The 20,810-nt window shown below is 71.7% G+C and carries 19 protein-coding genes; 8 read left to right on the plus strand and 11 right to left on the minus strand.

Going from position 1 to position 20,810, the window contains the following annotated elements; all coding sequences use genetic code 11:
- The first annotated feature begins 3 nt into the window (after positions 1 to 3).
- The 3 genes from ACQB60_RS12080 (at position 4) to ACQB60_RS12090 (ending at position 2,869) form a co-directional block, all read left to right on the plus strand.
- The gene (locus tag ACQB60_RS12080) at positions 4 to 1,053 is read left to right on the plus strand and encodes a Zn-dependent alcohol dehydrogenase (protein WP_496925906.1); all 1,050 of its coding nucleotides are present in this window, start codon (positions 4 to 6) and stop codon (positions 1,051 to 1,053) included.
- A 76-nt stretch (positions 1,054 to 1,129) separates the two neighbouring features.
- Positions 1,130 to 2,335, plus strand: coding sequence for an MFS transporter (locus ACQB60_RS12085; RefSeq protein ID WP_496925907.1), 1,206 nt, complete (start codon positions 1,130 to 1,132; stop codon positions 2,333 to 2,335).
- A gap of 93 nt (positions 2,336 to 2,428) precedes the next feature.
- Positions 2,429 to 2,869 carry a hypothetical protein gene (locus ACQB60_RS12090; RefSeq protein ID WP_496925908.1) on the plus strand — a complete coding sequence of 147 codons (441 nt, stop codon included), beginning with the start codon at positions 2,429 to 2,431 and terminating at the stop codon, positions 2,867 to 2,869.
- An 86-nt stretch (positions 2,870 to 2,955) separates the two neighbouring features.
- Here the strand turns inward: ACQB60_RS12090 and ACQB60_RS12095 are convergent, their stop codons facing one another.
- Positions 2,956 to 3,951: a GlxA family transcriptional regulator gene (locus ACQB60_RS12095; protein ID WP_496925909.1), complete on the minus strand. Its 996-nt coding sequence runs from the start codon at positions 3,949 to 3,951 to the stop codon at positions 2,956 to 2,958.
- A 71-nt stretch (positions 3,952 to 4,022) separates the two neighbouring features.
- Here ACQB60_RS12095 and ACQB60_RS12100 point away from each other — a divergent pair, with 71 nt between their 5' ends.
- Positions 4,023 to 5,363: an MFS transporter gene (locus tag ACQB60_RS12100; protein ID WP_496925910.1), complete on the plus strand. Its 1,341-nt coding sequence runs from the start codon at positions 4,023 to 4,025 to the stop codon at positions 5,361 to 5,363.
- Here ACQB60_RS12100 and ACQB60_RS12105 read toward each other — a convergent pair.
- The 4 genes from ACQB60_RS12105 to ACQB60_RS12120 form a co-directional block, all read right to left on the minus strand.
- Complete coding sequence (locus ACQB60_RS12105; protein ID WP_496925911.1) at positions 5,350 to 5,979, minus strand: flavin reductase family protein; 630 nt, start codon at positions 5,977 to 5,979, stop codon at positions 5,350 to 5,352. The genes ACQB60_RS12100 and ACQB60_RS12105 overlap by 14 nt on opposite strands.
- A gap of 87 nt (positions 5,980 to 6,066) precedes the next feature.
- Positions 6,067 to 6,921 carry an enoyl-CoA hydratase/isomerase family protein gene (locus ACQB60_RS12110; RefSeq protein ID WP_496925912.1) on the minus strand — a complete coding sequence of 285 codons (855 nt, stop codon included), beginning with the start codon at positions 6,919 to 6,921 and terminating at the stop codon, positions 6,067 to 6,069.
- A 103-nt stretch (positions 6,922 to 7,024) separates the two neighbouring features.
- Positions 7,025 to 9,250 carry an acetate--CoA ligase family protein gene (locus ACQB60_RS12115; RefSeq protein ID WP_496925913.1) on the minus strand — a complete coding sequence of 742 codons (2,226 nt, stop codon included), beginning with the start codon at positions 9,248 to 9,250 and terminating at the stop codon, positions 7,025 to 7,027.
- A gap of 196 nt (positions 9,251 to 9,446) precedes the next feature.
- Positions 9,447 to 10,637, minus strand: a complete 1,191-nt coding sequence (locus ACQB60_RS12120; RefSeq protein ID WP_496925914.1) for a flavin-containing monooxygenase — start codon at positions 10,635 to 10,637, stop codon at positions 9,447 to 9,449.
- 174 nt (positions 10,638 to 10,811) lie between these two features.
- Between ACQB60_RS12120 and ACQB60_RS12125 the strand changes: the two genes are divergently transcribed.
- Positions 10,812 to 11,324 carry a Zn-ribbon domain-containing OB-fold protein gene (locus ACQB60_RS12125; RefSeq protein WP_496925915.1) on the plus strand — a complete coding sequence of 171 codons (513 nt, stop codon included), beginning with the start codon at positions 10,812 to 10,814 and terminating at the stop codon, positions 11,322 to 11,324.
- Here ACQB60_RS12125 and ACQB60_RS12130 read toward each other — a convergent pair.
- Together ACQB60_RS12130 and ACQB60_RS12135 are read right to left on the minus strand one after the other, a co-directional pair.
- The gene (locus ACQB60_RS12130) at positions 11,321 to 11,554 is read right to left on the minus strand and encodes a helix-turn-helix domain-containing protein (RefSeq protein ID WP_496925916.1); all 234 of its coding nucleotides are present in this window, start codon (positions 11,552 to 11,554) and stop codon (positions 11,321 to 11,323) included. The two genes, ACQB60_RS12125 and ACQB60_RS12130, sit on opposite strands and share 4 nt — an antisense overlap.
- Positions 11,551 to 12,141 (minus strand): Uma2 family endonuclease, encoded by a 591-nt coding sequence (locus tag ACQB60_RS12135; protein WP_496925917.1) that lies wholly within the window; start codon positions 12,139 to 12,141, stop codon positions 11,551 to 11,553. The genes ACQB60_RS12130 and ACQB60_RS12135 overlap by 4 nt, the downstream gene beginning before the upstream one ends.
- A 95-nt stretch (positions 12,142 to 12,236) precedes the next feature.
- Here ACQB60_RS12135 and ACQB60_RS12140 point away from each other — a divergent pair, with 95 nt between their 5' ends.
- Positions 12,237 to 13,202 (plus strand): GNAT family N-acetyltransferase, encoded by a 966-nt coding sequence (locus ACQB60_RS12140; RefSeq protein ID WP_496925918.1) that lies wholly within the window; start codon positions 12,237 to 12,239, stop codon positions 13,200 to 13,202.
- A gap of 1 nt (position 13,203) precedes the next feature.
- On the opposite strand, the gene ACQB60_RS12145 is transcribed toward ACQB60_RS12140, so the two are convergent.
- The 3 genes from ACQB60_RS12145 to ACQB60_RS12155 all read right to left on the minus strand — a co-directional run bounded on the left by ACQB60_RS12145 (position 13,204) and on the right by ACQB60_RS12155 (position 17,950).
- Positions 13,204 to 13,872: a pyridoxine/pyridoxamine 5'-phosphate oxidase gene (locus ACQB60_RS12145; protein ID WP_496925919.1), complete on the minus strand. Its 669-nt coding sequence runs from the start codon at positions 13,870 to 13,872 to the stop codon at positions 13,204 to 13,206.
- Between the two features lie 118 nt (positions 13,873 to 13,990).
- Positions 13,991 to 15,928 carry a zinc-dependent metalloprotease family protein gene (locus tag ACQB60_RS12150; RefSeq protein WP_496925920.1) on the minus strand — a complete coding sequence of 646 codons (1,938 nt, stop codon included), beginning with the start codon at positions 15,926 to 15,928 and terminating at the stop codon, positions 13,991 to 13,993.
- An 810-nt stretch (positions 15,929 to 16,738) separates the two neighbouring features.
- Positions 16,739 to 17,950, minus strand: coding sequence for a thiolase C-terminal domain-containing protein (locus tag ACQB60_RS12155; protein ID WP_496925921.1), 1,212 nt, complete (start codon positions 17,948 to 17,950; stop codon positions 16,739 to 16,741).
- A gap of 143 nt (positions 17,951 to 18,093) precedes the next feature.
- Between ACQB60_RS12155 and ACQB60_RS12160 the strand changes: the two genes are divergently transcribed.
- Both ACQB60_RS12160 and ACQB60_RS12165 read left to right on the plus strand, forming a co-directional pair.
- Positions 18,094 to 19,368 carry an acyl-CoA dehydrogenase family protein gene (locus tag ACQB60_RS12160; RefSeq protein WP_496925922.1) on the plus strand — a complete coding sequence of 425 codons (1,275 nt, stop codon included), beginning with the start codon at positions 18,094 to 18,096 and terminating at the stop codon, positions 19,366 to 19,368.
- On the plus strand, positions 19,368 to 19,841 hold the full coding sequence (locus tag ACQB60_RS12165; protein ID WP_496925923.1) for a nitroreductase/quinone reductase family protein: 474 nt from the start codon (positions 19,368 to 19,370) through the stop codon (positions 19,839 to 19,841). Before ACQB60_RS12160 ends, ACQB60_RS12165 begins: the two co-directional genes overlap by 1 nt.
- Before the next feature lie 91 nt (positions 19,842 to 19,932).
- On the opposite strand, the gene ACQB60_RS12170 is transcribed toward ACQB60_RS12165, so the two are convergent.
- Positions 19,933 to 20,580, minus strand: a complete 648-nt coding sequence (locus ACQB60_RS12170) for a TetR family transcriptional regulator (protein ID WP_496925924.1) — start codon at positions 20,578 to 20,580, stop codon at positions 19,933 to 19,935.
- Between the last annotated feature and the right edge of the window lie 230 nt (positions 20,581 to 20,810).

The following is a 20,810-nucleotide window of genomic DNA, read 5'->3' on the forward strand; positions in this document are numbered from 1 at the left end:
CGCATGAGGGGCGTGGTGTTCGACGGGAAGCAGGCGGAGGTCGTCGACGACCTGGAGATACGCGACCCGGGTCCCGGCGAGGTCCTCGTCGCCATCGCGGCGGCCGGGCTCTGCCACAGCGACCTCTCGGTGATCGACGGGACGATTCCGTTCCCGCCGCCCGTGGTGCTCGGGCACGAGGGCGCCGGGGTCGTGGAGGCGGTCGGCTCCGGGGTGACGCATGTGGCGGCCGGGGACCATGTGGCACTGTCCACGATCGCCAACTGCGGGGCGTGCGCGGAGTGCAGCAAGGGCCGCCCCACCATGTGCCGCAAGGCCATCGGCATGCCCGACCAGCCGTTCACACGGGGCGGGAAGCCGGTCTACCAGTTCGCGGCGAACTCGGCGTTCGCGGAGCGGACGGTGGTGAAGGCCGTGCAGGCGGTGAAGATCTCCCCGGACATCCCGCTGACGTCCGCCGCGCTCATCGGCTGCGGCGTCGTCACGGGCGTGGGCGCCGCGCTCAACCGCGCGCGGGTGGGCCGCGGCGACTCCGTGGTCGTCATCGGCACCGGCGGCATCGGCCTCAACGTCCTTCAGGGCGCCCGGATCGCGGGCGCCTCGACGATCGTCGCGGTCGACGCCAACCCCGACAAGGAGGCGGCCGCCCGCCAGTTCGGCGCCACGCACTTCCTCACCTCCACGGAGGGCGTACGGGAGATCCTGCCGACCGGCGCCGACCACGCCTTCGAGTGCGTGGGCCGCACCGAGCTGATCCGGCAGGCCGTCGACCTCCTCGACCGGCACGGCCAGGCGGTCCTGCTCGGCATGACGCCCCCGAAGGCGGAGGCGAGCTTCGTGCCCGCCGAGATGTTCCTCGACAAGTCCATCCTCGGCTGCCGGTACGGGAGTTCGCGCCCCCAGCACGACTTCGCGCTGTACGCGCGGCTCTACCAGGAGGGGCGGCTGCTCCTGGACGAGCTGGTCACCAAGACGTACGCGGTGGAGGAGTTCGGGGCGGCCGTCGACGACCTGCACGCGGGGAAGGTGGCGCGGGGCGTGCTGACGTTCTGAGGCCCGGCTCTTCTCGGGAGGCGGGGCCTGTGGAAAACCGGTGGGGCTTGTCAGTGGGCTCGCCTAACGTCGCCCCATGAGCTACCGCGACGTCGCCTCCAAGCCCGTGTTCGTCTGGGCCGCCGTGTCCGTGGGCGCGCGGATGCCGGTCGCGATGGCGCCGCTCGCCCTCGTCTTCCTCGTCCGCGAGCGCCCCGGCGGCTACAGCCTGGGCGCGATGCTCGCCGCGGCGTATGTGATCGGCGAGATCGTCGGCGCCCCGCTGCTCGGCCTGCGCATGCGCGCCGAGCGGGCCCGGCGGCCGCTCGCCGTGGGCCTCGCCCTCGGGGCGCTCTGCTTCGGGGCGCTCGGCGCCCTGCCGCACGCGCACCCGGTGGCCCTCGCGGCGCTCGCCTTCGGCGCGGGCGCCGCTCCCGCCGCCGCGCCGGGCGCCCTGCGGGCCCTGCTGACCAGCGTCGTGCCGGACCGGGCGGTCGCCCAGGCGCTGTCCACGGAGTCGATGCTGACCTTCGCGATCTGGGCCGTCGCACCGGCCGCCGCGACGGGGCTCGCGCTCGGTGCCGCGCCGAACCTCCCGCTGCTGCTCGCCGCCGCCCTGATGGCCGCCTCGGTGGCGGGCCTGTGGCTGCTGCCCGCGGGGTGGACGGCCGACGCGGCGGACCGGGGCGGCGAGTCCATGGTGCGGCTGCTGCTGCGCGCCTGGCCGGTGTTCGTGACGGGCGCGGCCAGCCTCTCCATGCTGGCCCTCGCCGAGCTGGTCCTGCCCGCGCTCCTGGAGCAGCGCGGCATCGAGGTGGGCTGGGCGGGCCCGCTGCTCGCCGGGCTCGCGATCGGCTCCGGGGTGGGCTCGTTCGTGTACGGGCTGCGCGGCTGGCCGGGCCGTCTGCGCACGCAGAGCCTGGTCATGATGCTCACGGTCTCCGGCTGCGTGGCCCTGGTGTCGGTGCTCCCCTCGGCGGTCCTGATGGCGGCCGTGCTCGCCGTCGCCGGCTTCTTCCAGGCCGGGGCGATGCTCACGCGCAACCTGATGCTCCGCGAGATCCTCCCGCCCAGCGCCCTCGCCGCGGGCTACTCGGTGATGTACGCGGCAGTGGGCGCGGGTTACGCCGCGAGCGGCTCCCTCGCGGGCGCCCTGCTGAATGCGGTCGCACCTTCCACGGCGATTCTCGCGGGGGTCGGTCTCAGCCTGGTTCTGACGGTGGTGGGGGCGGTGGCGGAGGTGCGACCGGTCCCCAAATGCGCCCCATATGGGGATCGCGTATTGCACAAAAGTGCAAGTTGAAACTTCAAATCTTCGTCAACTCCCGTGAACTCTCCCTTGCCTGGGCCGAGTTGCCCTAATGTCTCCGTCGGCACCACATCACGGGAGGAATAAGTGAAGACAATTCTGCGGGGCATCGGCGTCGGATCGGTCGCGCTCGCCTGCCTGTTCGCGGGCAGCGGCGGGGCCCAGGCGGCCACGGGGCACGGGAAGTCGTACCACGGCTGCCGGAACTACGTGAAAGTCTGGCGCAGCCACGGCAAGGTGTATGCCCAGGGGTGGCAGAAGTGCAGCAAGAGGCGGAGTGTGCAGCGCCCGGAGGCGGGTCTTTCCGCCTATAAGAACGGCAAGTTCAAGGACGTCTCGCCGGACAAGGGCCTGGGCGGCTGCCACAACAAGAAGGTCTGCAAGTCCCCGAAGGTCAAGCTGAAAGTCCACAAGGGATACAAGTACAGGGCGCTGAATGCCGGTACCGCCTCGATCGGAATTCCTGACGAGGGCGACTACTTCTGGCCGAAGCGTACGCAGGCCGTGAAGTGGTACACGGCCCGGTAAATGTCTTTCGAATGAGGCAGGTTCTCCACCATGGGGAGAGCCTGCCTTATGGCCTTATGGCCTTATGGCATTCCTCATGGCTTTCCTCAGGCGCCGACGGAGCGGAACGTCCTCCGGTACGCGGTCGGCGTGACCCCCAGCGCCGCCTGCAAGTGCTGCCGCATCGACTGGGCCGTCCCGAAGCCCGCGTCCCGCGCCACCTGGTCGACCGACAGGTCGCTGGACTCCAGCAGGTGCCGGGCCCGCTCCACGCGCTGCTGGGTGAGCCACTGGCCGGGGCTGATGCCGACCTCCTCGCGGAAGCGCCGCGTGAAGGTGCGCACCGACATGGACTCCTGCTCGGCCATGTCCCGCAGCTGGAGCGGCTCGTGGAGGCGGCCGAGCGCCCACGCGCGCGCGGTCGTCGTGGTGGCCAGCTGCGGCTCCGGGACCGGCCGCTGGACGTACTGGGCCTGGCCGCCGTCGCGGTGCGGCGGCACGACGGTCACCCGGGCCACCTCGTTGGCGACGGCGGTGCCGTGGTCCCGGCGTACGACATGCAGGCACAGGTCGACTCCGGAGGCCACGCCGGCCGAGGTCAGCACGTCGCCGTCGTCGATGAACAGGACGTCCGCGTCGACCCGGACGCTCGGGAAGAGCCGCTGGAAGTGCTCGGCGGAGTGCCAGTGCGTGGTCGCGGGGCGGCCGTCCAGATAGCCCGCGGCGGCCAGGACGTAGCCGCCGGTGCAGATGGAGAGCAGCCGGGTGCCCGGCCTGATCAGGGCCAGGGCGGCGGCCAGTTCGGGTGTCAGGCGGCCCTCTTCGTAGACCGGTCCCAGTTCGTACGAGGCGGGGACGATCACCGTGTCCGCGGTGGCCAGGGCCTGTGGTCCGTGCTCGACGACGATCGCGAAGTCGGCGTCGGTGCGGACCGGGCCGGGTGGCCGGATCGAGCACGTCACCACTTCGTAGAGGCGCCGCCCCGCGGCGTCCCGGGCGCGGCCGAAGATCCTTTGGGGAATGCCCAGTTCAAAGGGGATGACGCCGTCCAGGGCGAGGACGACGACACGGTGTCGGCGCGGCGGTGTCACGGTCGAGGGCATGGCCCGATCCTAGCGAATGCTGGCCCTCGGGCCACTCGATGGGCGCGGTCCCCGGCCGGATCCTGTATGTCGTGACCCAGACAACAAGGACCGAGACAGCAGGTGGGCCCCCGGAGGCCGAGAACTCCCCGAGCGGCCTCCCGCGCGCGGGGCGCCCTTCCCGGCGTGTGCACCGCGCCTGGTTCGTCGCCGCCGTCACCTTCGTGACGATCATCGGCGCCGCCGCCTTCCGCTCGCTCCCGGGTCTGCTCATCGACCCGCTGCACCAGGAGTTCCACTGGTCACGCGGCACGGTCGGGCTCGCGGTCTCCATCAACCTCGCGCTGTACGGGCTCACCGCGCCGTTCGCCGCCGCGCTCATGGACCGGTTCGGCATCCGCAGGGTCGTCGCGATCGCCCTCATGGTGATCGGCCTCGGCTCGCTCCTGACCGTATGGATGACGGCCGTCTGGCAACTGCTGCTCTACTGGGGCCTGCTGGTCGGCCTCGGCTCCGGCTCGATGGCGCTCGCCTTCGCCGCGACCGTCACCAACCGCTGGTTCACCGAGCGGCGCGGCCTCGTCACCGGCATCCTCACCGCCGCGTCCGCCTCCGGCCAGCTGATCTTCCTGCCGCTGCTCTCCTGGATCGTCGACAGGTACGAATGGCGGCCCGCCGCCGTGACCGTCGCCCTCGCCGCGTTCGCGGTCGTCCCCTTCGTATGGCTGCTGCTGCGCGACCACCCCGCGGACGTGGACCTGAAGCCCTACGGCGCGAAGGAGTTCGTACCGAAGCCGCCGCCCGTCACCGGCGCCGCGCGCCGCGCCGTCACGGTCCTCTTCCAGGCCGCCCGCACCGGCCCCTTCTGGCTCCTCGCCGGGACCTTCGCGATCTGTGGCGCCTCCACCAACGGCCTGGTGCAGACCCACTTCGTGCCCGCCGCCCACGACCACCACATGCCGGTCACCGCGGCCGCGTCCCTCCTTGCCGTCATCGGCGTCTTCGACGTCATCGGCACGATCGCCTCCGGCTGGTTCACCGACCGCTTCGACGCACGCAGGCTGCTCGCCGTCTACTACGCGCTGCGCGGGGTGTCGCTGATCTTCCTGCCGCTGCTGCTGCAGGCCACCGTCCACCCGCCGATGGTCTTCTTCATCGTCTTCTACGGCCTCGACTGGGTGGCCACCGTCCCGCCGACCCTCGCCCTGTGCCGCGAGCAGTACGGCGACGACAGCGCCATCGTCTTCGGCTGGGTGCTCGCCTCGCACCAGCTGGGCGCGGCCCTCGTGGCCTTCCTCGGCGGTGTCGCGCGCGACGCCCTCGGCTCGTACGACGTGGTCTGGTGGGCCTCCGGGGCGCTGTGCGCGGCGGCGGCGCTGATGGCGCTCGTCATCCGGCGCCGCACGCCGGAGGGCACCCTCAACCCTGCGTGAACCGCCCGAACGTGCCCTTGTGGAAGAGCAGCGGCGAGCCGCTCTCCTCGGCGCCGAGCGCGTCCACCCGGCCGACCACGATCAGATGGTCGCCGCCGGTGTGCACGGCGTGGATGGTGCAGTCGATCCACGCCGGGGCGCCGGTGAGCCGGGGCGAGCCGGAGACCGGGGACGGGCCGTGCTCGACCCCGGCGAACTTGTCCGCGCCGCTGACCGCGAAGCCCCGGCACAGCTCGCCCTGGTCGGCCCCGAGGACGTTCACGCAGAAGACGCCGGCGCGGGCGATCCGCGGCCAGGTCGTCGACGTGCGCGCGACCATGAAGGAGACCAGCGGCGGGTCGAGCGAGAGCGAGGCGAAGGACTGGCAGGCGAAGCCCGCGGGCCCCTGCGCGCCGTCCGTCGCGGGCGCCGTGATGACGGTGACGCCGGTCGCGAAGTTGCCGAGCACGCGCCGGAATTCGCCCGGGTCGAGCGGCGCCCGCTCGTCGTCGCGGACCGCGCGCAGCTCCGGGCGCGGCAGAGCTTCCACCGGAGCGGCCGCTGTGGGGGCCCCGACCGACCTGAGGTATCGGACGACGGTGGCCGCCATCCCTGCGTGTCCCATCACAGGAGCCATTGAAGCTGACGGTGCGTCAGATTGGAAGGGCCGGACGGCCCTTCGGCCAAGCCTTGAGAACCCCTTTGCCCGACCTGGTCCTGGGCGTCAACGCCCCTTGTACGAGGGCGACCTGCGCTCCACGAAGCTCGCCACGCCCTCCTGCGCGTCCGCCGTCGTCATGTTGATCTCCTGGGCCGCGGCCTCCGCCGCGAAGGCCGCGGCCCGGTCCCCGTCGAGCGAGGCGTTGACCAGCTGCTTGGTCATCGCGATGGCCCGCGTCGGCCCGGCCGCGAGCCGCTCCGCCCACTCCCGCGCGGTCTTCTCCAGCTCCTCCGCCGGTACGACGCGGTTGACGAGCCCGAGCCGCTCGGCGTCCACCGCGGGCAGGGAGTCCCCGAAGAACATCAGCTCCTTGGCGCGCTGCGGCCCGACGAGCCGGGGCAGCAGATAGGCCCCGCCCCCGTCCGGCACCAGCCCGCGGCGCACGAACACCTCGATGAACTTGGCCTGTTCGGCGGCGATGACGAGATCGCAGGCGAACGCGAGGTGCGCGCCGATCCCGGCGGCCGTGCCGTTGACGGCGGCGATCACCGGCTTCTCGCAGTCCAGGATCGACGCGATGAAGCGCTGGGCGCCGCGCTTGATGGTGCGGGCGACGTCCCCGGGCACACGCTCACCGCCGGTGGCCCCTTGGCTGGGGGTTCCGCGCAGATCGGCCCCCGCGCAGAAGCCCTTGCCGGTCGCGGTGATCACGACGGCGCGCACGCCGGGGTCGGCGGAGGCGTCGGCGAGCAGCGCCATGATGCGTTCCCGCTGGTCCCAGGTGAGGGCGTTCATGGCCTCGGGCCGGTTCAGGGTGATCCATGAGACGCCGTTGTCAGTGGCGTGCTGTACCAATGATTCAGCGGAATCCTCAGGGGGGTTCGCGCGATCCTTTGGTGCTTCGGGGGAGGTCGTCATGGGGGAGTGGCTCCGTTTCGTGCGAGAGCGGGTGCGGCTGGAGATTCGAGGCCGGGCGGACCGGTGTGTACGAGGCCGGGTGAGGCGTCGGCCACCGGCAGGGCTACCGGCAGATGGCGAGCGCGTCGAGCGCCACGGCGCCCTGGCCGCGCGGCAGCACCATCAGCGGATTGATGTCCAACTCGCTGATCTCGTCACCGAGTTCGAGGGCCATCCGCTGCACCCGCAGCACGACCTCGACGAGCGCCTCGACGTCGGCCGGCGGCGCCCCGCGCACCCCGTCCAGCAGGGCCCGGCCGCGCAGCTCGCGCAGCATCGCCTTCGCCTGGTCCTCCCCGAAGGGCGGCACCCGCACGGCCGCGTCCCGCAGGACCTCGACGAGGACACCGCCGAGCCCCACCGTCACGGTCGGCCCGAACAGCTCGTCCTGGGTGACACCGACGACCATCTCGACGCCCTGCTCCACCATCTGGCAGACGAGGACGCCGTCGAGCGGAATCCCTTCGTAGCGCGCGATGTCGGTGAGGTCGCGGTAGGCGTCCCGCACCTGGCTCGCCGAGGTGAGCCCGACCTTGACGAGCCCCAGCTCGGTCTTGTGCGCGAGCTGCGGCCCGGACGCCTTCATCACCACGGGGTAGCCCACCAGGCCCGCCGCCCGCACGGCCGCCGCGGCGCTGGTCACCAACTGCTCCCGCGGCACCCTGATTCCGTACGCGCGCAGGAGCTGTTTCGCCGCGTGCTCGCTCAGCTGGCGGCCCGGGCGCAGCAGCGCCTGCGCCTTGCGGAAGGACGGCGAGGGGGAGCGGGGCGCCTCGTCGAAGGGGGAGCGGTAGCCGCTCGTGAAGCGGTGGTGGTCGAGATAGGCGCGCACCGCCGTGATGCAGTTGGCGAAGGTGCGGAAGGTCGCGACGCGCGAGGAGCCGAGCAGCGTGGAGCGGTAGGCGTCCTCGGTGCCGACCGGCGAGCCCCACACCACGCACACCAGCTTGTCCGTCTGCTCCGCCGCGTCCACCAGGTCCTGCGCGAGCTTGTCGCTCATGGGCGGAAAGGGCCCCGTGATGGGACAGATGAGCACGCCCACCTCAGGGTCGTCCAGGATCGCGTCGATGATCTTCCGCCCGCGCCAGTCGCCCACGGGGTGCCCACCGTTGTCGACGGGGTTGGCGACGTTCAGATACTCCGGTATCCACTGGTGCAGCTCGGCCTGCTTGGCGTCGGAGAGCGTGGGCAGCGACAGACCCGCCTCGCTCGCCAGGTCGGAGAAGTGCGCACCGGTCCCGCCGGAGATCGAATACACGACGACGCCGTCGGCCTGCGGCTTGCGCGCCCGCGCCAACAGGGCGGAGGTGTCCTGGAGTTCATCGAGCCCGTCGACACGGATCACACCGAACTGCCGCATCGCCGCGTCCACCACCGCGTCGGCGCCGGTCAGCTTGCCGGTGTGTGAGGCGGCCATGCGGGCCCCGGTCTCGGTGCGCCCCACCTTCACGGCGACGACGGGCACGCCGCGCCGGGCGGCCCGGTCGGCGGCGAGCAGGAAGGACCGCCCGTCCTTCAGCCCCTCCACGTAACAGGCGATGGCACCGACCTCGGGCTGCTCGGCGAAGTAGGAGATGAAGTCGGAGGTCTCCAGGTCGGCCTCGTTGCCGGTGGGCGCCCAGTGGGAGAGGCGCACGCCGAGTTCCTGCATGGTGAAGACGGGGCGCCCCTGATGTCCGGACTGTGTGATGAGGGCGATGGCGGGCCCTTCCAGGTCGTCACGGAACCGCTCGAAGGCGTTGAGGTTGGTGTTGGGCCCGAGCAGCCGCAGCCCGGAGCGCTCGACGGCGGCGGCGAGCCGGGCCTGGGCGACGGCGCCCTCGGCCCCGGTCTCGGCGAAGCCGGAGGCGAAGGCGACGGCGAACTTCACCTTCTCCTCGGCGAGTTCCTCGATGACGGGAAGCGGGTCGCCCACCAGCAGAACGGCCAGATCGACCTGCTCGGGCAGGTCACCGACGGAGGGGAAGCAGGGCAGACCGAAGACGGACTGACGGGTGGGGTGCACGGGGTGCAGCCGGGCGCCGACGCGTTCGGCCCAGGCGATGAGCTGCCGGGTGATCCCGGTGTTGGGCCGCCCCTCGGCGTCCGACGCGCCGACGACGGCGACGGACCCGGGCCGGAAGAAGCGGTCCAGATCGGGCACATCGGTGTACAGCGGCCGCCCGCTGACGTCGAGTTCGTCCGGGCCCGAGGCGCGCCCGTGGACGGTGGGTGCAGGGGTCTCGCCGCAGGCCACAACACGCGCGCGGCGGGGGTCGGTGGTGAAGGTGCCGTGAGTCGATCCAAGCATCGGTCCGCCCGCTCCTGTGTGACAGCAACTTAACTGACGCATAGTCAGATTACTGAACTGACGCTGCGTCAGGAATGGGGCTGCATGCAAAGAGTCGGGGCGGACGCGGTGACGACGTGTGGCGGGCGCGCCGAAGCGCACCCGCCACACCAGGGAACAGCAGGATCAGGGGCCCGCCAAGACCGCGTTTGCGACATCAGCCCTTCGACAGGGCCTGGGCGATCTTCGCCGCGTCCAGGGCGAGTTCGCGGAGCATGCCACTGATGGGATTGGAGAAGCCGGTGAAGTGGAGACCCGGGGTGGAAGCGGGGGTGCGGGCCCCGTGGGCGACGGGCAGCCCGCGTCCGTCCAGGACGCCGAGCCCGCCGACCAGGCCCTCCAGGCCCCGGCGGTACCCGGTCGCGGCGATGACGGCGTCCGGTTCGATGCGCGAGCCGTCCGCGAGGACCACCTTGCCGTCCTCGAAGGAGTCGACGGCGGCGACGGGTTCGACGCGGCCCGTGCGCACGGCGTCGAGGAGGCCGACGTCCTGCACGGGGATGGCGCCGTCGTTGGCCCGCGAGTACAGCCCGGTGTCGGGGCGCGGCAGTCCCTGCGCGGACAGGTCGGGCACGCTCATCTTGGCGAGCGGGACCGAGAGCCGGTCGACCAGCGAGACGGGCAGCCTGCGGCACAGGATGCCGGAGAGCTGCGCGGGCCAGCCGAGGGTGGAGCGGCGCACGATGTGCGGCACCGTGCGCACCGCGAGCCGCACGCGGGCGGCGCCGCCCTCGATGAGGTCGACGGCGATCTCGGCGCCGGTGTTGCCGACGCCGACGACGAGGACGTCCTTGCCCGCGTACGGGGCGGGGTTGCGGTAGCCGGCGGCGTGGAGCAGCTCGCCGGTGTAGGTGTCGCGGCCGGGCCAGGACGGGAGATGGGGGGTGTGGTTGTAGCCGGTGGCGACCACGACGGCGCGTCCGGTGAGTTCGCGACCGCCGGTGGCGTGGAGCAGCCAGCCGCTTCCGCTGTCGCTTCGGCTGCCGCCTCCGCTGCTCTCTGAGGTCCGCTCAAGTCGTGTGACCTCTACGCCCGTCACGATCTCCAGTTCGTGGAACTCGGCGTACTTCTCCAGGTAGCGGATGACGTTGTCCCGGGCGACCCAGCGTCCGAAGGAGCGGGGTATCGCGAGGCCGGGGAGGGCGGAGAGGCGGCGCGTGGTGTGCAGCCGGAGCCGGTCGTAGTGGCCGTGCCAGGAGGCGGCGACGCGGTCCGACTTCTCCAGGACGACGGCCCGCACGCCCCGCGCGCGGAGCGCGGCCGCGACGGAGAGGCCGCCGGGACCTCCGCCGATCACGTAGACGGGGCGGTCCTCTTGGAGCGGTCGTGGGGGAGCGGAGTCGGCCATGGACGGGAGAGTAGCCACCCTGGGGGTTGATGGGGGACGGTCAAGACCCGAACCGGTTGCGAATTGATCACGAGTGGCTTGGTTCTTGCGGGGGCTGGTCGGCTCGGGGCGGCTCTTGCGTTCCTGGGGTGGGTGCGTTGAACTGACGTTCCGTCAGATGCCTGCCCCTCCTTCATGATCGGACTTGCTGTGGCCCCTGCGACCTCTGCAACCCCTGCGACCTCTGCGGCGTCGCGTTTCGACCTGCCTGAGCCCGATGCCTTCACGCAGCCTTACTGGGATGCCGCCGCCGAGGGGCAATTGCTGGTGCGGCGGTGCGGTGCTGAGGGCTGCGGCCGGGCTCATCACTATCCCCGGGAGTTCTGCCCCTACTGCTGGAGCGGGGAGGGGAGTTGGGAGCGGGCGAGTGGGCGGGCGTCGCTGTACACGTGGTCCGTGGTGCACCGGAACGACCTGCCGCCCTTCGGGGGGCGTACGCCGTATGTGGCGGCCGTTGTCGACCTTGAGGAGGGGCCGCGGATGATGACGGAGGTTGTGGAGTGCGGGGAGGGGGAGTTGAGGGTCGGGATGGGGCTGGTGGTGCGGTTCAGGGAGCTGGCGGAGGGGGTTGCGGTACCGGTGTTCGCTCCCGCGCAGGGAGGGCGAGGGGCCTCTGGGGATACCGCTCTGCCGGTGCGCGCCCGCTAGGGCGAGGGCGGGGGCGGGGGCGGCGAGGGCTGCTCCGGGTCCAGGGAGACCGTCAGCGTGCAGCCGAGCGCGGTAGCGATGCGGTCGAGTACCTGAAGGGTCGGTGTGTCGCGGCCCGACTCGATGCGCGAGATGGCGGCCTGCCCGGTTCCCGACCGCGCCGCGAGTTCGGCCTGTGACAGGGAGGCCGCGCGGCGCCGTGCCCGTACGAGGGCGCCGATCCCGGTCACTGCTCGCCCTTCCTGTAGAGCGGCAAGGTGGACGTGTCGATCTTCCACTCGTTGACGGTGATCGTGTCCCCGAACTGGTAGCGCTGCCGGTTGTCGTACGCGGGCCTTCCCGTGCGCTGGGAGGGTGCCCAGTAGTGCACGGCCGTGCCGTCGCGGGGATCGACGATCACATAGTGGGGGATGCCCATGGCCGGGTAGTCGGCGAGTTTGCCCTCGTAGTCGTTGGACGCGTTGGAGCGCGAGACGATCTCGACGACCAGGTGGCAGTCGACGGCGGCGAGGGCGTCCGCGTCGGTGGGGCGCGCGTCAGCGTTGAACACGGCGAGGTCAGGCACGCGCAGCACGCCGAGTCCGGCGTCCTCCATGTCGGTTGCGACCATCAGCATCAGGTCGTCCGCGAGCTGTGGCTCCAGTCCCCGACGGATCTTGGCCCCGATGAGCTGGTGCTGGGCCTTGGGGCTCATCATCATCACGAGTCGGCCGTCTGTGATCTCGCCCCAGCCGATGCCGGGTGTGTGTCCGAGCTGGTCGCGGTACTCGCGAAGATGCCGGTAGACCTCTTGATCCGTGCGGGGGAGTCTGGTCATGCCCCCACCTTACATGATGGAATCATCATGAGCGGGTCCCGTCGAAGCAGGCAAAATCGGGTGACGTCGCCGTCCGCGCGCGAGGAGGATGGGGCATGGCCGATGCACCCGCCCCCACCTGGTTCCTCACCCACGACCTGGACCACTTCCTCCGCCGCGCCCGCCTCTTCCTCCACGCCGAACCCGCCCTCCACACCGCCCTGTTGAGCGTCACCGACACCCTCCGCGTCCGCGGCCTCCACGTGTACGGGGACGGAGACCCCCTCTTCGGATTCTGGGCCGACGCCGACGCCGACGCCGACGCCGACGCCGACGCCGACGCCGACGCCGACGCCGACGCCGACGCCGACGCCGACGCCGACGCCGCTGACTCTTCCGTTCGCGGGGCCTTTCTGCGGACGCCGCCCCACCACATCGCCCTCAGCCCTCTCGACGCACCCGCCGCCGACGCCCTCGCCGCCCGGCTCCACGCCGCGGGCCACACCCTCCCCGGAGTCATGGGCGACCGCGACACCGCCGACGCCTTCGCCGAAGCCTGGCAGCGGTACGCCGGGCCCGGGGCCCACGTCAGCCTCGACGTACGGCAGCGGCTGTACCGCCTCGGCGAGCTCACCCCACCCGAGCCCACTCCACCCGGCCACCCCCGCGTCGCGGGCGAGAGGGACCGGGAGCTGCTCATCCGCTGGCACCGGGAATTCGGCGCGGCCATCGGTGAGCGCGCCCACATGGAGGCCGGCGAGTGGGCGGACGCGCGTATCGCGTACGGCGGTGTCACCCTCTGGGAGAGCCAGGACGGGACCCCCCTCGCCATGGCGGGGAACACCCGCCGCACCGCCGGGCAGGTGCGCGTCGCCCCCGTCTACACCCCCGCCGAACTCCGCGGACGCGGCTACGCGGGGGCCGTCGTCGCCGAGGTGAGCCGGGCCGCCCGCGCCGACGGAGCCGAAGAGGTGCTGCTCTTCACGGACCTCGACAACCCCACCAGCAACGGGCTCTACCAGCGCATCGGCTACCGCCCCGTGCGGGACTTCGCGGTGTACTCGTTCTCGTCAGCGGCGTGAGTCACGGCCACAGCAGCTCAGTGAGCCAAGAACCCGACTGGGAGCGGTACTTGAGGCGTACGTGCCGCCGCCGCTCGTCCCCCTGGAAGAACTCGGCCTCCTCGGGGATCAGGGCGTACAGCGTCCACGTGGGGGCGTCCGCGTCCGGCTCCGCCTGGGCGCGTTCCCAGGAGCGCGTCGACGCGTCGGCCAACTCCTGGAGCCCGCCCGCGATGACCTCGCTCTGGCGGCCGACCAGCGCCCCCGCCAGCGCCCCCGTCGAGCGCGCGTGCAGGTCGGCCAGGGCATCGGCGTGCGGGGCCGTCGTCACCCGGCCCCGGATCCGGATCTGGCGGCCCTGTGCGGGCCAGTAGAAGTGGAGGGCGGCCTGCGGGAGGGCGGCCAGCTGCCGCCCCTTCGCGCTGGTCGTGTGCGTCGCGAAGTGCCAGCCGTCGGCGTCGGCGTCGTGGAGCATCACCGTACGGACGTCGGGGCGGCCGTTCTCGCCGACGGTCGCCAGGGCCATCGTGTGCGGCTCGGGCTGGCCCGCTGCGACCGCCTCCGCGAACCATGAGTGGAAGAGGGGGAGCGGTTCTTGCGGCGCGGCTTCCGGGTCGAAGGCGGGGAGTTCGATGTCCCAGACCTTCTGGGTGCGGAGCAGTTCGAGGAACGCGGCGTGGTCGGTGGTCATGCACCGATTGTGCGGGAGGGCCGCACCCAGAGACCCGGGTGCGGCCCTCCCGCAGAGTCGAGCGCGCGTCAGCCCACGTCAGCCCACATCAGCCCGCGTCAGCGCGCGTCAGCCCACGTCAGCGCACGACGACCTTCCCCGTCCTCGCCACCCACGTGACCGTCCCGCCCTCGAACCGCTGCGAGAAGTCCTTGTTCTTCGCGCGGACCGGCGCCCCGGTCGGACAGCCCAGCTTCCCCTTCTCGGCCTTGGCCCGCGCCCACGCCTTGCCCAGCGAGCCGCCCGCCGCCTTGAGCTTGCAGGTGAAGTCGGCCGTGACCGTCTGCCCGCCGTCCGGCAGTGTCACCGCGACCCCGTTGCCCTTCGCCGCCTGCTTGGCCCGGCCGACGAGCCAGGAGCGCAGCTTCCAGTACTTGGAGGGCGCGGCCGTGAGCGTCACGCGCGTGCCCCTCGTGTACGGGGGCGCGGGCCTGGCCGACACCTTGCCCGCCTTGGCGGAGGGCACGATGCGCGTGGCCAGCGGCGCGACGGAGGACGTGCGGTAGGCGGCGACGACGGGCGCGGTCTGCCGCAGCACCCCCGCCGCGTTCGAGTCGGAGCCGGTGCCGAGCTGCAGCTTCTGCAACTCGGCGGCGGACACCTTCGGGTTCGAGTACGTGCCCGCGTACTTGCACAGGCCGTCCGCCGACCCGAACTTCTCCTCGCACGTGATGCGGTACGCCATGGTCGTGAACCACTTGCCGTCCGGCGTGATCCAGCCCTGCGAGCCCTTGTACGGCGGCTTGAGCGCCTGGCGTACGACGTCGACGGGCACGTTGTTGGCCCGGGCCGCCTGCTGGAGCTGCTTCTCGAACGTGATCGGGTCGTGGTACAGCGCCAGGTTGTGGCCCAGCTCGTGTGCGAAGCCCGGGTCGCGGCCGGTGGCGGTGAAGACGTCGATGGTGCTGTAGGCCCACTTGTCCGTCGTGCTCGACACCTTGGTATTCGGGAGGCTGCCCTGCCCGGCCGTGTACTCCCCGCTCGACTTCGGCACGTTGGTCCAGAAGGAGACCAGGTCGGCGTTGTACTGGTCGCGGACCTTGTGCGCCAGCTTGCCGAGCTCGCCGGTTCCGTCCTCCATGGCCCGCTGCCCGGCGCTCGGGTCCTCGCTGCCCTTGTAGCCCTTGATCTCGAAGGAGTGGACGATGCGGACCTCGGCGTTCACGTCCGCCTTCTTGAACGCACGGTTCATCTGGAGCTCGGCGGCCTTGATCCGGTCCTCGATCTTCTGGGGGGTCCAGCGGAAGGCGGTGCCCCAGTTCGCGAGCTCCTCGGAGTTGGTGCCGTCCAGGAGGCCCTTCTTCGCCAGCGGTGTGTAGCCGACGACGACGTCGATGACGGCCTTCTTGCCGTCCTTGTCACCCTTCTCGGCCTGCGCCCGCTCCGAAGGGTCCTGCTTCTCCCCGGCCTTCTCCCGCGCCTCCTCCTTCGCCTTCTTCTTCGCGGCCTCCGCGATGTTCGGCGGCAGCTGGAGGGGCGGCACGGCGGGGGCCGGAAGCTTCGACGGGTCGAAGTCGATGGCCTCGGTGCGCTGGTTGTTGTCCGGGGCGGAGCCGAAGAGGTACTCGCGGTCCTCCGACTCCACCGTGCCGGTCAGGTCGTCGTCGGCGGTCGAGTCCGTGCAGGCTCCGTCGACCGCGATGAACACGAACGACGTCGGGTCCCCGGCCCGCTCGCCCAGCCAGTACAGGCTGTCCACGCCCTCGTCGTCCACGCTCAACTGGACCTCGCCCCGGACCGGGACCTTGGCCTGGTACGTCTCCGTCAGCTCCGGGAGCTTCTTGAAGTCCATGACGAGCGTGCGGGCGTCGGCCCTGGGGTCCCCGTCCGGCTCCAGGTCGCAGAAGCTCGCGAAGTCCCGCGCGTTGAGGTGGGCGTATCCGGCGCCCATCAGGCCGGGCGGGAGGGGCTTGTCCGCGGCGGTGCCGGTGGCGGCGGCGGACGTGGTCAGCACCGGCAGGACCGTCGCCGCGAGGACGGTGGCGGCGGTCAGGGCGGTGCGTCTGAGGTGGCGCACGAGGTGGCTCCTTGGGGGAGGGGGTGGTCGGACCGGCGGTCGATCCGAGGTCCAGGAAGTCACCCGGAGGCGGACCCGAGGGGATACGGCGGGCCGCGCCCCCTTGGAATCACCCCGTTGCCGGGTCCGCGACCGACCGATCAGCAGACACCCCGGTCACCCTGCTCACCCCGCCCACCCCGCTCACCTGGTTCGCCGGGATCCCCGCGTACTGGTCGCGCACGGCTGACCCGACGCAGGTGGCCCCGGCGGCCAGTCAGATCCCGCCCAGCACCAGACGGGTCCAGGCGGTGGAGGACCGCTTGGACCCGTGCCTCGTACCTCGTATCCCGTACCCCGTACCAGGGTCACGTCGAAGTGCGCGCCCGCCAGGTGTAGTTGGCGCTATGCCGCGCCGTCTTCCCCCTCGGAGGCGTCCCCTTCGAAGATCTGCGTCGCGTGTGACGCTGTCAGCGCTTGCCGGAACCATCGGTCCAGTACGGCGGGGTCCGCACAGCCCTCGATCCGCTGACGGGTGCCGCTTCCGGGGAACATCGTTCCGATCGCCATCAGCTCTCTCCAGTCATTCCGGGCCCGGCCCTCGGGGAGCCCGACTTCCAATAGCTGCCAGTAGTAGGCGGCGGTATCCGTTGGCGGGCCGCCTCTTTCGGGTCGGTGATCGCGGGGGTGCTGTCGGGGCCGAGGACCCGTGGTGTGAGGGTGAGTGTCGTCCAGTCGTCGATGCCGCACAGAAACGGGCCTCGGGCCGGTCAGGACATCGACCGTAGCGTCCGATGGCATCCGCGCAACGTCACCTGGGGAGGCGGGCGTTCACCGCCCCAGCACCACCGTCCCCGAAGAACAGAACCACCCACCCGTCCCCGAGGCCACCGCCACCTCCGGCAGGCTCCCGTCCCCCCGCCGCACCTGCCCCTCGCCCGCTTCCCCGCGCAGCTGCCGCACCGCCTCCACGATTAGGAACAGCCCGCGCATTCCGGGGTGTTGGGCGGACAGCCCGCCCCCGTCCGTATTGGTGGGCAGCTCCCCGTCCCTCAACAGCCGTCCCTTCTCCACGAAAGCGCCCCCCTCTCCCTTCTCGCAGAACCCGAGATCCTCCAGCGTCACCAGCGTCATGTACGTGAACGCGTCGTAGATCTCCGCCACATCCACGTCGGCCGGCCGCACCCCCGCCCGCTCGAACGCGAGGCGGCCGCTGACCGCCGCCGGGGACACCGTGAAGTCGTCCCACTCGGACATCGTCGTGTGCGAGACGTGCTCGCCGCTGCCCAGGACCCATACGGGAGTGGAGGCGCAGTCGGCCACCAGTTCCTCCGCCACCAGCAGCACCGCGCAGCCCCCGTCCGACCGTATGCAGCAGTGGAGTTTCGTGAAGGGGTCCGCGATCATCGGGCCGCTCAGCACCTCCTCCACCGTGATGGGGTCCCGGAACATCGCCTCCGGGTTCGTCGCCGCGTTGGCCCGCGCCTGTACGGCCACCGAGGCCAGCTGCTCCAGCGTCGTGCCGTACTCGTGCATGTGGCGGCGGGCCGCCATGGCGTACTTGGAGATCAGCGAGTGCCCGTAGGGGACCTCGAACTGCAAGGGGCCGCGTGCGCCGAACGACAGGTTCGAGGTGCGGCGCTTCGCCTTGATGTCGGCGCGGGCCGTCGACCCGTAGACGAGGAGGACGGCATTGGCGCGGCCCGCCGCGATCGCGTCCGCCGCGTGCGCCGCCATCACCTCCCACGTGGAGCCGCCCACCGAAGTGGAGTCCACCCAGCGGGGTTTGAGGCCCAGGTACTCGGCGACCTCGACCGGTGCGAGGGTGCCGAGACCGGCGGAGGCGATGCCGTCGATGACCTCGCGGCCGAGCCCGGAGTCCGCGAGGGCGCGGCGGGCGGCCTGGGCGTGCAGGGCGTAGGGGGTGGCCTCGTCGACGCGGCCGCAGTCGGAGAGGGCGATGCCGGCGACGGCGATCTTGCGGCCTCCGCTTCCGACTCCGGCGCCGATTCCAGTTCCAGGGCGGGTGGCAGCAGTTGGCATGAATCTGACGGTACATCAGATACTCCTCCGCCAGGGAGGGGAAGGTCGCGTCGCGGCTCTGTGCATATGGCCGCCGCGGATCTAGCATGACGGCCCGTCAGATTCTGGGTCCGGCTCGTCGGACCCCGGGAGGGAGCCCGCCGATGGACGCCGCCTTCAGTGCGGAGCAGGACGAGATCCGCCGCACCCTTCGCGAACTCATCACCAAGCGCAGCGGCCCCGACGAGGTCAAGGCCGCGGTGCGCACGCCCAGGGGGTACGACAGCGCCCTCTGGTCCGCCCTCGCGGAGCAGCTCGGGCTGCCCGGACTCGCGGTCCCCGAGGCGTACGAGGGCGTGGGCTGCACCGCCGCCGAACTGGCCCTGGCCGCCGAGGAACTGGGGCGTGAGCTCGCTCCTTCCCCGCTCTTCGCCACCGCCGTCCTCGCGGCGCCGCTCGTCCTCTCCCTCGGCACGGAGGAGCAGAAGGCCGCGCAGCTGCCCCGCATCGCCTCCGGCGCGCTGACCGCCGCGCTCGCCGTCCCCGGCGCGGGGCTCGCCACGGCCCTCGGGCTCGTCGGCGACAACGCGGGGGACTGGGCGGGCGGCGGGCGCGCGGGCGGGGTGCAGGCGCGGCTCGTGGACGGCGGGTGGCGGCTGTACGGGGAGGCCGATCAGGTCCTCGACGGGCACAGCGCGGACCTGCTGGTCGTGGCGGCCCACGCGGGCGGCTTCGCGCGCTCGCGGACGCTGCTGTTCCTCGTACGGGCGGAAGCGGGCGGGATGTCCCGCACCCGGCAGACGTCCCTGGACGAGACACGGGCCCAGGCGCGCGTCGAACTCCGGGACGTGGAAGCCGAGTTGCTCGGCGACGAGGGCGCCGATGCGCTGGGTGCGCTCACGGCCGTCGGTGACGTGGCGGCGACGGTCGTCGCGGCGGAGGCCCTCGGCGCGGCCGACCGAGTGCTGGAGCGGACGGTCGAATACGTGCGCCAGCGCGAGCAGTTCGGCCGGGCGATCGGCTCCTTCCAGGCGGTCAAGCACCGCCTCGCGGATGTGTATGTGCAGGTCCAGGCGGCCCGCTCGGCGGCGTACTACGCGGCGTGGGCGGCCGGGGCGGAGGCCGCGGGCTTCGGCGGCGACGGCGCGGAGCGGGTCGGCGGGCTCGCCCTCGCCCAGGCCCTGGAGTCGCTGCGCACGGCGGCGTCGGAGGCGGTCCAGCTGCACGGCGGCATCGGCTTCACCTGGGAGCACGAGGCGCACCTGTACTTCAAGCGGGCGTCGAGCGACGAGCTCCTGTTCGGGCCGGTGCACCGGCTGCGGGGGCGGGGTGCGGAGCGGGCGGGGCTGTTCGCGGGGGCGGAGGCGGCCGCTTCTGTGGGGAAGGCGGCCACCTCCGCGGGAAAGGCGGCCACCTCCGTGGGGGAGGTGGCGGTCTGATGCCGCCCGGCGTCCGCCTGATGCAGAAGGTGTCGTCCACGCGCGCCTTCGCACACATCGCCCCGCACTTCGTCCCCGCGATGGACCGCGCCGTCCACCGCCTCACCCGCGGCAAGGTGCTACTCAGCGCACAGATGCTGCCCGGGGTGATCCTCACGGCGCGCGGCGCGAAGAGCGGCCTGGAACGCCGTACGCCGCTGGCCTGCATGCCCGAGGAGGAGAAGGGGAGTTGGGTGCTGATCGGCTCCAACTTCGGGCGGCCCGGCCACCCGGCCTGGACCGCCAACCTGCTTGCCCACCCGGAGGTCACGGTCAACTGGAAGGGGGAGGACATCCCCGTACGGGCGCGGCTGCTGAAGGGAGAGGAGCGCGCGGAGACGTGGGGGCGCGCGCTGAAGTTCTGGCCGCCGTACGCGACGTATCAGGCCAGGGTGGAGCGGGAAATACGGCTGTTCAGGCTGGAGCGGCGGTAAGGGCCGCCGGGACCGGGGCCGGATGCCGCAGCGGCGGGCCACTGCCCGAGCAGTGACCCGCCGCCGCGGTGACAGGACTTGAAGGGGCGCCCTACTTCGTGGGCTTCTTGCCCGTCACGCCCAGGTGCACCAACAGCGCCAGATTCGGCTTGAGTTCGGCCTGCTTGACGCCCCAGGACTGGAAGCCCCGCTGGTGCGAGGCGACCGCCGCGAGCATCGCGACGAGGGAGCCGGCCATCGCCGCCGGGCTCACGTCCTTGTCGACCTTGCCCTTGGACTGAAGCTCCTTGACCGCTTCCGCAAGGGAGTTGTTGACCGAGTTGAGGATCTTCATCCGGATTTTGTAGAAGCGCTTGTCGCCCTCGGCGGCGCCGAGGTCCACGACCCGGAGGATCGCGTCGTTCTTCCGCCAGAAGTCGAGGAAGCCGTCCACCAGCTCCTGCGAGGTCTGCCAGCCCGCCTTGCCGACCCAGGGGCGGCCGTCAAGGAGCTGCGTCAACTCGGCGCCCTCCGTGGCCATTTGCTCCGCGATCTCCAGGACGGCGCCCTCCACGTCCGGGAAGTACTGATAGAAGGTCGCGGGTGAAGTCCCCGCCTTCCGGGCGACGTCGATGACTTTCACGTCCCGGTAGGGCGAGGAGCTGAGCATCTCACTGAGGCAGTCGAGCAGCTTCTGACGCGTCGCCTGACCACGCCGACCGGCCACGCGGCCGTCGACGGTACGTACCTGTCCTGTCATGCCGTCAGCTTACCGAGGGGTGATCGGAGCGCGATCTGGCCGGTGCAAATGGGGTGGGTGGGGCCGGGACGGGCGGTCCTGGGCGTTCGTCGGACGCAGGAGAGGCCATAAGTCCCACTTTGTGCCGAGACCTACCGATACTGGCCCCGGTTCGCAACCATGGCCCGGGACAGGAAGAATCAGGGTGCGTGCCGCCCTAGCGGCTCGGTGGTGAGACGCTGCACGGGGCT

Origin of the sequence: Streptomyces odontotermitis, from assembly GCF_050510915.1 — a bacterium.
Lineage (GTDB): Bacteria > Actinomycetota > Actinomycetes > Streptomycetales > Streptomycetaceae > Streptomyces.